This is a genomic window from Gillisia limnaea DSM 15749 (genome assembly GCF_000243235.1).
In the GTDB taxonomy this organism is placed as follows: Bacteria; Bacteroidota; Bacteroidia; order Flavobacteriales; family Flavobacteriaceae; genus Gillisia; species Gillisia limnaea.
This window is the reverse complement of sequence record NZ_JH594606.1, coordinates 3,471,332-3,485,221: the sequence shown is the minus strand read 5'-3', so window position 1 is coordinate 3,485,221 and position 13,890 is coordinate 3,471,332. Positions and strand designations below refer to the sequence as shown.

Here is a 13,890-nt window from a genome sequence, read left to right as displayed (position 1 = left end):
ATTCACAAACAAATGATCGAAATAAAAAGACTGTTTGATTTTCCATATTATCAATTGGAAAATCATCCCCTGGAAAAGGCATTAGGAACTAAATATAATGGTACCTGGGAAACCTTGTCAACACAACAATATGTAGACAAGGCAAATACTATTAGCCGGGGATTGCTTCGGCTTGGAGTAAAACCCAATGATAAAATAGCTCTGATATCCTCTTCAAACCGAACAGAATGGAATATTATGGACATTGGGATCCTTCAGTTAGGCGCTCAGGATGTTCCTATATATCCTACAATTTCAGAAGAAGATTATGAATATGTACTAAATCATAGTGAAGCAATCTATTGTTTTGTTTCAGATTTGGAAGTTCTGGAAAAAGTAAATGCTATTAAAGAACGTACCAAACTAAAGGAAGTTTATTGTTTTGATGAAATTGAAGGTTGTAAAAACTGGAAAGAAGTACTTGCATTAGGAGAAGATAAAAGCAATCAGGATGAAGTCGAAAAGCTGAAAAAGGCAGTTCAACCAGATGATCTGGCTACTTTAATATATACTTCCGGAACTACCGGGAGACCAAAAGGGGTAATGTTATCACACAATAATATTGTGAGCAATGTTTTAGGAAGCGCTTCAAGAGTCCCTTTTGAGTTTGGAACTTATACAGCTTTAAGTTTCTTACCAATTTGCCATATTTTTGAAAGAATGATCCTTTATCTATACCAGTATTATAGTGTATCTATCTATTTTGCTGAATCTATTGAAAAGATAAGTGATAATCTTAAGGAAGTTAAACCACATGTAATAACCGCCGTTCCAAGACTATTAGAGAAAGTCTATGATAAGATTATCGCCAAAGGTTCTGCCCTGGGAGGGATTAAGCAAAAATTATTTTATTGGGCTGTAGAACTCGGTTTGGAATTTGAGCCTTATGGTGCAAATGGCTGGTGGTATGAAACAAGATTAAACATTGCAAGAAAGATCATTTTTTCCAAATGGAAAGAAGGTTTAGGTGGAAATATAGAATTAATAGTTTCCGGAAGTGCTGCGTTACAACCAAGATTGGCGAGAGTTTTTGCCGCTGCAGAGATACCGGTTATGGAAGGTTATGGACTAACCGAAACTTCCCCGGTAATTGCAGTTAATGATCAAAGAAATCATGGGTTCAAAATAGGAAGCGTTGGAAAAGTGATCGATAAGGTACAAGTCAAAATTGCTGAGGATGGCGAGATACTTACCAAAGGACCTAATTTAATGTTGGGTTATTATAAAGAACCAGATAAAACCAATGAAGCTATCGATGAAGATGGATGGTTCCATACAGGAGATATTGGAGAAGTTGACAGCGAGGATTTTTTAAGGATTACCGACAGAAAGAAGGAAATGTTTAAAACTTCCGGAGGGAAATATGTAGCCCCACAGCTTATTGAAAATATCATGAAACAATCTCGTTTCATCGAGCAGATCATGGTTATTGGCGAGGGTGAAAAAATGCCTGCCGCATTTATTCAGCCAAATTTTGAATTTGTGGAAGAATGGGCAAAGCGAAAAAATATTGATATTGGAACCACCAAAGAAGAAATGATCAAAAACCCTGAAGTAATAACAAGGATTCAGGATGAAGTAGATTTTTATAATCAAAAATTTGGACATTGGGAAAAAGTGAAGAAATTTGAACTAACTCCAGAAGTATGGAGTATTGAAGGTGAGCATCTTACTCCTACCATGAAGTTAAAGCGTAGAAATATAAAAGAATTATACAAAAATCTTTATAATACAATTTACGAGCATTAGGAATTCGCATCATATACTTTCAATACCTGTTAAACTCCTCACATTTTGAGGAGTTTTTTTATGGCTTTAATGTAATTTTAGAAGTATTCTTTTCTATTAATAAAAAAATCACCTCATTTTATTATGCGCGCATAGTATTTTTTCTTAACTTTGAGCTTAATCATTATTGGGAATGAAGGAAAAAACCATCGATTATGTTTTGCGAGCCACCTGGATGGCCGTATCAAAAATGTATAATGAGGAAGCTGGTAAAGCTGGTAGCACGATGGCAACCGGTTTCGCGCTTTTAAGTATCGATCCGGAAAAGGGCACCCCCTCCACTTCTTTAGGTCCAAAAATGGGAATGGAAGCAACAAGCTTATCCCGTATTCTAAAATCTATGGAGGAAAAAGGACTTATTGTTCGCAGGAAAAATCCAAAGGATGGTAGAAGTGTGTTGCTTTATTTAACGCCTTTCGGGCAAGAGATGAGGGAATATTCCAAAGGCGTAGTTCTAAGGTTTGATGAGGTAGTTAAGAGCTCAGTGCCGGAAAAAGATCTCAAAACATTTATAAAAGTAGCAAAAACCATCACAGATCTGATTGTTGAAAAAAAAATCTACGATCCGAGTTTAAAATAAAAAGCAAATACATCTAATTCCTCCAAATTATTTGGCGGTAAGAAATTCATATTAAAAATTATAATAAAACTTACTCTATGAAACGAAGAATCAACAAAGTTGCAATCATTGGTTCCGGGATCATGGGAAGCGGTATAGCCTGCCATTTTGCCAATATTGGCGTGGAGGTATTGCTTCTGGATATCATCCCAAGGGAACTAAATGATCAGGAAAAGAAAAAAGGATTAACGCTGGAAGATAAACAAGTAAGGAACAGACTGGTAAATGACTCTTTACAGGCTTCTTTAAAATCTAAGCCCTCCCCTATCTATCATCAGGATTTTGCTAAAAGAATTGAAACCGGGAATCTTCAGGATGATATTTCAAAAATTTCAGAAGCAGACTGGATCATTGAAGTGGTGGTTGAACGCCTGGACATTAAAAAGAAAGTTTTTGATGATTTGGAAAAACATCGAAAAAAAGGAACTCTTATTTCTTCCAATACTTCCGGAATTCCAATTCAGCAAATGAATGAAGGCCGGAGTGAGGATTTCAAAAAACATTTCTGCGGAACTCACTTTTTCAATCCGCCACGATATTTAAGATTATTCGAAATTATTCCGGGACCTGATACCTCAGAAGAAGTTCTGGCATTCCTGAATGAATACGGCGAGAAATTTCTTGGAAAAACTTCTGTGGTAGCAAAAGATACTCCGGCTTTTATTGGAAACAGGGTTGGTATTTTTAGCATTATGAGCCTCTTTCATATGGTGAAAGAAATGGATCTTACAATTGAAGAAGTAGACAAGCTTACCGGTCCAGTGATAGGAAGGCCTAAATCTGCCACTTTTCGAACCGTTGATGTCGTAGGTCTTGATACGTTGGTACACGTTGCCAATGGGTTACATAAAGGTGTCCCTGCAGATGAGCAACACGACTTATTTGCCCTGCCGGACTTTATAGGCACTATGGTAGAGAATGAATGGTTTGGAAGTAAAAGCGGACAAGGTTTTTATAAAAAAATAAAGAATAAAGATGGTTCCAGCGAAATTCAGTCGCTGGATCTAAATACGATGGAATACCGTTCAGGGAAAAAAGCGAATTTCGCTACGCTGGAACAAACCAAAACCATCGAAAAGGTTGAAGATCGTTTTAAAGTTCTTATCAATGGCAAGGACAAAGCCGGAGAGTTTTACAGAAAAAATTTGTCGGCATTATTTGCGTACGTTTCCAATAGAATTCCGGAAATAACCGATGAGCTTTATAAGATAGATGATGCGATGAAAGCCGGTTTTGGATGGGAACACGGGCCTTTTCAAATATGGGATGCCATAGGAGTTGAGAAGGGTATAGAAATGATGAAGGAAGAAGGTTTCAAACCTGCTCCGTGGGTAAATGAAATGCTTGAAAAAGATGAAAAAAGCTTCTATACGGTAAAAAATGCCAATACGTATTATTATGATATTCCTAAAAAAGAACAGTTAAAAGTACCCGGACAGGATGCCTTTATAATTCTGGATAACATTCGGGAATCGAAACAGGTATTTAAGAACAGCGGTGTTGTTGTGGAAGATCTTGGCGACGGGATCTTAAACGTGGAATTCCGGAGTAAAATGAATTCCATTGGAGGTGATGTCCTAGATGGCTTGAATAAAGCACTGGACATCGCTGAAAGAGATTATCAGGGACTTGTAGTTGCTAATAACGGACAAAACTTCTCTGTAGGGGCCAATATCGGGATGATCTTTATGATGGCTGTAGAACAGGAGTATGACGAGCTTAATGCAGCTATTAAATATTTCCAGGATACTATGATGCGAATGCGTTATTCATCCATCCCAACTGTAGCCGCTCCACATGCGATGACCCTTGGCGGAGGTTGTGAACTTTCCATGCACGCAGATATGGTAGTAGCCGCGGCTGAAACCTATATAGGCCTTGTGGAATTTGGCGTTGGTGTTATTCCCGGAGGAGGTGGTTCCAAGGAAATGACCTTAAGGGCTGCAGATACTTTTCATAAGGATGATGTGGAATTAAACCGTTTGAGAGCCCATTTCCTCACGATAGGTATGGCAAAGGTATCAACTTCAGCATATGAAGCCTACGACCTGAATATCCTTCAAAAAGGAAAAGATATTGTAGTTGTGAATCCAGATAGACAATTGGCAATCGCTAAAAAGCATGCATTGCTAATCGCTGAAAATGGATACACCAAACCTATAATGCGAACAGATATTAAAGTTCTTGGAAAACAAGCACTGGGTGCCTTTTTAGTAGGAACAGATCAAATGTTCGCCGGAAAATATATAAGTGAACACGATAAGAAAATCGCCAACAAACTGGCTTATGTAATGGCCGGGGGAGATCTTTCAGAAGCTTCCTATGTAAGCGAACAATATTTGCTGGATCTAGAAAGAGAAGCTTTTCTTTCCCTTACAGGGGAACGAAAAACTCTGGAAAGACTGGAGCATATGATCAAGAAAGGGAAACCATTACGGAATTGATTGTATAGTGTAGAATGTATAATGAACTAAGATGAACTATTTTAAAGAGTTGAAAGTATGGCAGAAAGCTATTGATTTAGTGACAGATACTTATTTAAAAAGTATGACTTTTCCAAAAGAAGAAATTTACGGCCTAACATCACAAATTCGCAGGTCTGCAGTTTCTGTTCCTTCAAATATAGCTGAAGGTTGTGGCAGAAAATCAAATAAGGATTTCTCTAATTTCCTAGGAATAGCTCTTGGCTCTGCATTTGAATTTGAAACACAATTAATTATTTGCAAAAATATCGATTATATTAATGCTATTGATTTTCAAAAATTAGAAGAGGAAGTTCATTATATTCAGAATATGATAATCAAATTACAATCTACATTATAAGCAATAACAAAGTTCAATATACACTATACAACAAACAATGAATTTCAATATACACTATACAAAATACAACATACAATGACAAGAACAGCATACATCGTAAAAGCATATAGAACAGCTGTGGGAAAAGCTCCCCGCGGAGTGTTCAGATTCAAAAGACCCGATGAAATGGCGGCAGAAACCATCAATTATATGATGGAGCAACTGCCGGATTTTGATAAAAAACGCATTGATGACGTGATCGTTGGAAATGCCATGCCAGAGGCAGAACAAGGACTGAATGTAGGTCGGTTTATCTCTCTTATGGGATTAAAGATTGAAGATGTTCCGGGAATGACCGTGAACAGATATTGCGCTTCTGGATTGGAAACTATCGCGATTGCATCTGCTAAGATCCAAAGCGGAATGGCAGACTGTATAATCGCCGGAGGAGCAGAAAGCATGAGTTATATTCCTATGGGAGGTTATAAACCTGTACCGGATTATAAGCTTGCCAAAGAAGGAAATGAAGATTATTATTGGGGAATGGGACTTACTGCAGAAGCTGTTGCCAATAAATATAATGTCAGCAGGGAAGATCAGGATGAATTTGCTTTTAATTCCCATAAAAAGGCCTTAAAAGCACAGGAAACAAACCGTTTTAAAGAACAGATAGTTCCAATTAATATAGATCAAACCTACGTTGATGAAAACGGTAAAAAACAAACCAGATCTTATACCATAAATACAGATGAAGGACCCCGTGCCGATACTTCTAAAGAAGTTCTGGGTACACTTCGACCTGTATTTGCCGAAGGTGGAAGCGTAACCGCTGGGAATTCCTCGCAAATGAGTGACGGTGCTGCATTTGTGATGGTGATGAGTGAGGAAATGGTCAAAGAACTCAATCTGGAACCAATTGCAAGACTGGTAAGTTACGCCCCGGTAGGAGTTGAACCAAGGATTATGGGAATAGGACCGGTTTACGCAATTCCGAAAGCTTTAAAACAAGCAGGATTAAAACAAGATGATATTGCACTTATAGAATTAAATGAAGCATTTGCTTCCCAGTCCCTTGCGGTGATGCGGGAATTAGGTTTGGATCAAAGCCTGGTAAATGTAAACGGTGGTGCCATTGCAATGGGACATCCTCTTGGGTGCACCGGAGCTAAACTTTCAGTCCAAATTTTTGATGAAATGCGAAAACGTGACCTTAAAAATAAATACGCTATGGTTACTATGTGCGTAGGAACAGGACAAGGAGCAGCCGGGGTTTATGAGTTTTTTAATTAAGACGTGAGAAATGAGATATTAGAATTGAGATTTCAGGATCATGCCAATTGAAAAAGATAGTTTTTCTAATATTTTACTTTTTGAAAAAAAACAAACATAATATAAATATAATGAGATTTTGATTTCTTAAATCTAACGTCTCAAATCTAATATCTAAATAAGAATGAGCACAGAAACACAAAAAACACAATTGATCCGTGGCGGACAGTTCCTGGTAAAAGAAACCAAAGCTGAAGATATTTTTACTCCTGAAGATTTTAATGAGGAGCAAGAGATGATGAAAGATTCGGTTATGGAATTTATAGACCGCGAAGTCTGGCCGAAGAAAGAAGAGTTTGAGAAAAAAAATTATGCTCTTACTCAAGAGATCATGGAAAAAGCAGGAGAACTTGGTTTTCTTGGAGTTTCAGTACCGGAAGAATATGACGGACTGGGAATGGGATTTGTATCTACCATGTTGGTTTGTGACTATATTTCGGGAGCAACAGGATCTATTGCCACTGCATTTGGGGCACATACAGGAATTGGAACAATGCCTATTACCCTTTATGGAACCGAGGAGCAGAAGAAAAAATATGTCCCAAAACTGGCAACAGGGGAAGTTTTTGGAGCCTATTGCCTTACTGAGCCCGGAGCGGGAAGTGATGCGAATTCCGGGAAGACAAAAGCAGTACTTTCTGAAGATGGAAAATACTATAGCATAACCGGACAAAAAATGTGGATCTCCAATGCTGGATTTGCAGGTACGTTTATAGTTTTTGCCAGAATTGAAGACGATAAATACATCACAGGTTTTATAGTGGAGTATGACAAAGAGAATCCTAACGGAATTAGCCTTGGCGAAGAAGAAAAGAAACTAGGGATACACTCCTCATCTACACGTCAGGTGTTTTTTAATGAAACAAAAGTTCCTGTAGAAAATTTGCTTGCTGAAAGAGGTGATGGATTCAAGATCGCTATGAATGTTTTAAATATTGGGCGCATTAAACTGGCTGGAGCTTGTTTAGATGCACAAAGAAGGGTTATTGATGGATCTGTGAAATATGCCAATGAACGCGTACAGTTCAATACGGCTATCGCAAAATTTGGAGCTATCAAATTAAAATTAGCCGAAATGGCCACCGCTGCATATGCGGGGGAATCTGCCGTTTATCGTGCTTCCAAAAATATTGAAGACAGGATAGCTTTAAGAGTTGAAGAAGGAAATTCCCATTCTGAAGCCGAACTTAAAAGTGTGGAAGAGTATGCTATTGAATGTTCTATTTTAAAAGTTGCCTGTTCAGAAGATATTCAGCATTGCAGTGATGAAGGAATTCAAATTTTTGGAGGTATGGGCTTTTCTGCCGATGCTCCTATGGAATCTGCCTGGAGAGATGCCAGGATACCACGTATTTATGAAGGTACCAATGAAATAAACAGAATGCTCGCTGTAGGAATGCTCGTTAAAAAGGCGATGAAAGGACACGTAGATCTTTTAGGCCCGGCCACAGCAGTAGGTCAGGAACTAACAGGTATTCCATCTATGGACAAACCAGATTATTCTGAATTGTTTGCTGAAGAAAAAGAGATCCTTAAAAATTTGAAAAAAATATTTCTCATGGTTGCCGGAAGTGCCGTTCAAAAATTTGGTGCAGAACTTGAAGAACATCAACAGTTACTATTAGCCTCTGCAGATATTTTAATTGAGATTTATATGGCAGAAAGCACTATTTTACGGACCGAGAAGAATGCAAACCGACTTGGAGAGGACACTCAAAAAGAACAAATTGCAATGTCTCAACTTTATTTGTATAATGCTGTAGATAAGATCACTCAAAAAGCTAAAGAAGGAATTGTTTCTTTTGCTGAAGGTGATGAACAACGAATGATGTTAATGGGGCTTAAACGATTTACCAAATATCAAAATCAACCCAATGTAGTAGCTTTAAGAAATACTATTGCAGAAAAACTGACTTCAGAAAATAAGTACTGTTTCTAGGCTTTTCTCTTTATTGAGATTTTAATTTAGGGGATTTCTAAAAAGAATTTTAATTCCCCAGATAACTTCGGTTTCGGAGAATCTGGGAAATAAGGATTTTTGGAAATCCCTTCTTTTATGAAACCATCCTGCCTTTTTTCAAAATATACATCGAATACTACGTGATTTTTTAATAGCTTTAATTTTTGAACAAAAAATCTTCAGAAATATGAATGCGATTGATCCTGAAGTCCTTCAATATTTTTTGGGTGGAATAGTAACCCTTTTGGTAATCTTTATTATAATCTTCCAAATTCTTAAGAAATTAGGTAAGGATCCCAAAAATATTCTTCCGGCGAATCTTGCGAATCGCATTGGGGTCCCTTTGCTGGTATTTCTTGCTTCCCTTTTAATTAAATTTGCAATTTTAGGTAAATTCTTCCGGTTTGATTACACCTATGAGATTTTGGGAAGCCTTAGCACAATAGGATTTATCCTTAGTATTGCATGGTTTAGTATAATCGCCCTGAAAATTGCGAAATCCCGAATTTTGCTAAACTACGATGTAACAAGGGAAGATAATTTAAGTGCCCGGAAAATATATACCCAATTTATGATCCTGGAACGGATCATTATTTTCATAATAGTGATAATGGCCGTGGGAATTGCACTTATGAGCTTTGATAGTATTCGTTCTATAGGGGTAAGTGTATTAACATCGGCAGGGATTGCGGGAATAATCATTGGTTTTTCTGCACAAAAGGCAATTGGCACCCTCCTGGCAGGAATTCAAATCGCTATAACGCAACCCATAAGGATGGATGATGTTGTAATTGTAGATGGAGAATGGGGACGAATAGAGGAGATCAATCTTACGTATGTGGTGGTGAAAATATGGGATCAACGCCGCCTCGTAGTACCTTCCACCTATTTTATTGAAAATACTTTCCAGAACTGGACCCGCCAGTCGGCTGATATACTTGGAACGGTTTTCATATATACAGATTATGAGGTCTCCTTTGAAGCATTAAGGGGAGAACTCACAAGATTACTTGAAAGTTCTCCCCTTTGGGATAAAAAAGTCAATGTGCTTCAGGTAACCAAGGCCACTAAAAAAGCCGTGGAAATACGTGCTCTCATGAGTGCTAAAGATTCTGGTACTGCCTGGGATTTACGCGTCTTTATTCGTGAAAATCTACTGGTATTTTTAAAAGAAAATTATCCTGAAAGCTTGCCAAAAACCCGAATTTCTGTTTCAGATCCTTCCAAAGAAAATTCTTAATTATTTGTCCAAAGTTCTTCTTCAGGTAATAAACCACGAGAAAAATTAGCCGCTGTTTCAATTAATGCCAAATGGGAATAAGCTTGCGGAAAATTACCTAACAAACGCTTTGTCTCGAAATCAATATCTTCACTAAAAAGGCCAAGGTGATTGCTGTATGACAAAAGCTGATCAAACATTTCCTTTGCCCTTTTTCTCTCGCCAATTTTAAACAAGCTGTCTATAAACCAGAAGGTGCATATTGTAAAAGAAGATGTTGGTTTTCCAAAATCATCCTGATTTTTATACCGGTACATTAATCCATCTCTGCATAATTCCTTTTCTGTAGCTTTAACTGTACTTATAAACCTTGGATCCCGGGCGTTTATAAAACCATACTGCTCCATTAACAAAGTTGAAGCATCCAGATCCTTGGATCCATAAGATTGGGTGTAAGCCCCAACCTCATCATTCCATCCGTTCTTATAAATATCATCATGGATTTCTTTGCGAAGTGCAATCCAGCTTTCATCATTAATTCCTTTTCTAAGAATCTCCCCTATTTTAATGGCCCGGTCTACTGCAACCCAACATAATAACTTAGAAAAAACAAAGTGCCTGTCTTCTGTTCGAAGTTCCCAAATTCCCTTATCGGGGTTCATCCAGTGATCTTCCACTATTTTTACAATTCCGCGAACAATTGTCCATAATTCCTCACTGTTCTCCAGCGAAGTTTCAAATTGAATAAATTGTTGATAGATCACCTCCATCAAAATACCATAAATATCATTCTGCTTTTGAATATAGGCAGCATTTCCAATCCTTACCGGCTTTGATCCCTGATAGCCTTCCAAATGGGTTAGTATATGCTCTGTGAGATCCTTTTCCCCATTGATACCATACATGATCTGTATTTTTTCATCTTTATGAGGAATTAAGTTGATGATAAACTGAAGAAAATCGCTGGCCGATTTTGTATGTCCCAATCCTGCCATCACTTTTATAACCATAGAAGCATCCCTTATCCAGCAAAACCTGTAATCCCAATTTCTCTCTTCTCCTATAGTTTCAGGAAGTGAAGTCGTTACAGCTGCTAAAACCGCTCCGGATTTCTCAAAACTTAGTGCCTTTAAAACCAAAGCACTTCTTAATATTTCAGTATTATATTGCGTGTATTTAGTGGTTTTTTCACTCCAGTTCATCCAGTACATTTTGGTTCTCTGAAATTTCAAATAAGATCGATCCAGGTTCTGGGAGATCAATTTCTCGTGATAACCCAAAAGCAGGTATGCATTTTCTTCAAGGGTAATTTCTGTGTAATTCAAAACGTTTTCAAGATCGAAACTGGAGTAAAGGAATAGCGAATCATACCTTCCATCCTTAGTATAGCTCTTGATGTAAGCTCCTTTATTGTCAGAATATGTTTTTTCGCTGGAAAATTCAAGCCTTGGATCATATTTGACTTTTAAAACAGGTTTCCCTTTAAGGAGACGAAAAAACCTGATAATATCTGGCGGAGCATAATATGAACTATCTTCCCGCATATAACGCGGCATAAAATCTATTAGCTGAAAGGAATGCTCCCCGTTATCATAAACCGTGCTTACTATATTGGTTTGCCATAAATATTCCTGAGTTATCTTGTAATCATCAGTTACATCCACAGAGAAACTACCTCCTATTTTCTCATCCAGCAACTTGGCAAATACGCCTGCAGAATCAAAATGAGGTAAGCAACACCAATCTATAGAGCCGGTTTTCGATACAAGTGCGGCACTTTTACAATTTCCAATAATTCCGTAATCTAAATTCTTCATTTATTCTTAAAGTTCTTTTAAAAGGATGGCAAAGTAAATACAATTTCGGAAATTTAAGAAATATGATTTCCTGTAATACCCAGAATAAAAATAGTTATGAGCAAAACCATCATTTTATCCAATAGATTACCACTCCAAATAAATATTACAAAAGAAAAACTTCAGGTTACTCCAAGTGTGGGAGGACTTGCTACAGGTTTAAAATCATTTCATAGGGAAGGCGACAGTATTTGGATAGGTTGGAGCGGTTTAACAGAAGAAGAGATTCCTGTAAATTTAAAGGCGGAAATTAAAGTCAGGGCCAGAGAGGATGCCTGTATCACTGTTAGTTTTACAGCTGAAGAAATGGATGGTTTTTATTATGGCTTCAGCAACAGAAGCATCTGGCCACTGTTTCATTATTTTACAGAATATACCGAATGGGAATCCTGGCAATGGGAAATGTATAAAAAGGTAAATCAAAAATATGCTGACTCTGTAATTGAACATTACGAAGAAGGAGATAAGATTTGGGTTCATGATTATCAATTATTATTAGTTCCCAATATGATACGTGAGCAACGCCCTAATGCAACTATAGGATTTTTTAATCATATTCCTTTTCCTTCCTATGAGGTATTCAGAACTATGCCATGGAGGGAAGAAATCCTAAACGGAATGCTTGGCGCCGATCTTATCGGGTTTCACACCTACGACTATGAAAGGCATTTTTTGAGTTCGGTAAGACGTATCCTTAGACGGCCGGTAGAGTTTAATGAAGTAACACTCGCCAACAGGGTAGTAAAAGTGGATTCCTTTCCCATGGGAATTGATTATGAGAAATTTGAACAAACGGCTTTAAAACATCATGAAATTAGTGAGGACCAGGAAACTGAACTTCAGCAAAGACTAAATTTTCATAGAAAAAAATCACCAGATTCTCAACTAATTCTAAGTATAGATCGCCTGGATTACACCAAGGGAATTGCAAACAGAATTAGGGCTTTTGAATATTTCCTGGAAAAATATCCCGAATATATTGGGAAGGTACGACTGGTCATGCTTGCTGTCCCTTCCCGGTCGGATGTACCTCAATACCAACTTTTAAAAAAAGAAATAGATGAACTGGTGGGAAGAATCAATGGAAAGTTTGCAACCGTAAGCTGGATCCCAATATGGTATTTTTTCCGGTCGATGCCTTTTGAAAATTTGATTGATCTTTATACTTCTTGTAATATCGCACTCTTAACTCCAATAAGGGACGGAATGAATTTGGTTGCCAAAGAATATATCGCAACAAGAACCAATCAAACTGGAGTATTGATTTTAAGTGAAATGGCAGGTGCTTCGCACGAAATGAATGAAGCCCTCATCATCAATCCAAACAATTTCGAACAAATAGCAGATGCAATTTTACAGGCCATTAAAATGCCTAAAGAGGAACAAATTAGAAGAAATACATTGCTTCAAAAACGATTAAAGCGATATAACGTAGTTCGATGGGCAACCGATTTCATGAAAGCGCTCGATAAAACAAAAGAGAATCAACCTTCATTTAAAGCCATTCATATTTCACAAGAAATCCAGGAAAAAATCCTGACCAGCTTTAAAAATGCAAAAAATAGGATCCTCTTCCTGGATTATGACGGTACACTTGTGGGCTTTGAAGACAAACCCAACCTGGCAAAGCCGGATGAACAACTGCTTGATTTAATAAAAAAAGTTTCTAAAATAAAAAATACTAAAGTAGTTCTTATAAGCGGCCGGGATAAAGAAACCCTTGGGACATGGTGGAAAGCCCTACCGGTGGAATTAATTGCGGAACATGGAGTTTGGGTACGAAAAACGGGGAAGGAGTGGCAATTGAATGAAAAAGTACACAACAATTGGATGAAGAATGTAAGGCCTGTAGTGGAAACTTTTTGCGATAGAACACCTGGGACATTTTTAGAAGAAAAAAATTATTCCCTTGCATGGCATTATAGAAAAGCCGATCCTGAGCTGGGAGAAATAAGAGCAAATGAACTTTCCAATGTTTTAAAGGAACTCATTTCAAACCACGGATTAAGCGTCCTGGAAGGCAATAAAGTGCTTGAGATTAAAAGCAGCGGAGTTAATAAAGGGAAGGCCGCAGGAAAAGTTCTACTAAAAAAAGATTATGATTTTATTTTCGCAATTGGGGATGACTGGACAGATGAGTTCTTGTTCCAGGAGTTACCGGAAAATGCGATAACGGTAAAGGTAGGAGTCAAAAAAACAGCTGCATCCTATTATGTTGAAGATACAAACAAGGTTCGCGATTTACTTTTACAATTCTCCAGAGTACACTAAGTAACAC

The 13,890-nt window shown here is 37.6% G+C and carries 9 protein-coding genes; 8 read left to right on the top strand and 1 reads right to left on the bottom strand.

Translation table 11 applies throughout. From position 1 onward, the window contains the following. Positions 1–12: 12 nt before the first annotated feature. From GILLI_RS17190 to GILLI_RS17160, 7 genes are all read left to right on the top strand, one after another. The gene (locus GILLI_RS17190; protein WP_006990397.1) at positions 13–1,788 is read left to right on the top strand and encodes an AMP-dependent synthetase/ligase; all 1,776 of its coding nucleotides are present in this window, start codon (positions 13–15) and stop codon (positions 1,786–1,788) included. 172 nt (positions 1,789–1,960) lie between these two features. After that, positions 1,961–2,407 carry a MarR family winged helix-turn-helix transcriptional regulator gene (locus GILLI_RS17185; protein ID WP_006990396.1) on the top strand — a complete coding sequence of 149 codons (447 nt, stop codon included), beginning with the start codon at positions 1,961–1,963 and terminating at the stop codon, positions 2,405–2,407. Positions 2,408–2,484: 77 nt separating this feature from the next. Beyond that, a complete protein-coding gene (locus GILLI_RS17180; RefSeq protein ID WP_006990395.1) occupies positions 2,485–4,890 on the top strand; it encodes a 3-hydroxyacyl-CoA dehydrogenase/enoyl-CoA hydratase family protein in 2,406 nt (801 codons plus the stop codon). Positions 4,891–4,921: 31 nt separating this feature from the next. Next, a complete protein-coding gene (locus GILLI_RS17175; RefSeq protein WP_006990394.1) occupies positions 4,922–5,269 on the top strand; it encodes a four helix bundle protein in 348 nt (115 codons plus the stop codon). 75 nt (positions 5,270–5,344) lie between these two features. Then, positions 5,345–6,538 carry an acetyl-CoA C-acyltransferase gene (locus tag GILLI_RS17170; RefSeq protein ID WP_006990393.1) on the top strand — a complete coding sequence of 398 codons (1,194 nt, stop codon included), beginning with the start codon at positions 5,345–5,347 and terminating at the stop codon, positions 6,536–6,538. Between the two features lie 163 nt (positions 6,539–6,701). Then, the gene (locus GILLI_RS17165; RefSeq protein WP_006990392.1) at positions 6,702–8,516 is read left to right on the top strand and encodes an acyl-CoA dehydrogenase family protein; all 1,815 of its coding nucleotides are present in this window, start codon (positions 6,702–6,704) and stop codon (positions 8,514–8,516) included. 208 nt (positions 8,517–8,724) lie between these two features. Beyond that, positions 8,725–9,777: a mechanosensitive ion channel family protein gene (locus GILLI_RS17160; protein WP_006990391.1), complete on the top strand. Its 1,053-nt coding sequence runs from the start codon at positions 8,725–8,727 to the stop codon at positions 9,775–9,777. Here GILLI_RS17160 and GILLI_RS17155 read toward each other — a convergent pair. Then, positions 9,774–11,573: a glycoside hydrolase family 15 protein gene (locus tag GILLI_RS17155; RefSeq protein WP_006990390.1), complete on the bottom strand. Its 1,800-nt coding sequence runs from the start codon at positions 11,571–11,573 to the stop codon at positions 9,774–9,776. The genes GILLI_RS17160 and GILLI_RS17155 overlap by 4 nt on opposite strands. 96 nt (positions 11,574–11,669) lie before the next feature. Here GILLI_RS17155 and GILLI_RS17150 point away from each other — a divergent pair, with 96 nt between their 5' ends. Further along, positions 11,670–13,883: a bifunctional alpha,alpha-trehalose-phosphate synthase (UDP-forming)/trehalose-phosphatase gene (locus GILLI_RS17150; protein ID WP_006990389.1), complete on the top strand. Its 2,214-nt coding sequence runs from the start codon at positions 11,670–11,672 to the stop codon at positions 13,881–13,883. Positions 13,884–13,890: the final 7 nt, after the last annotated feature.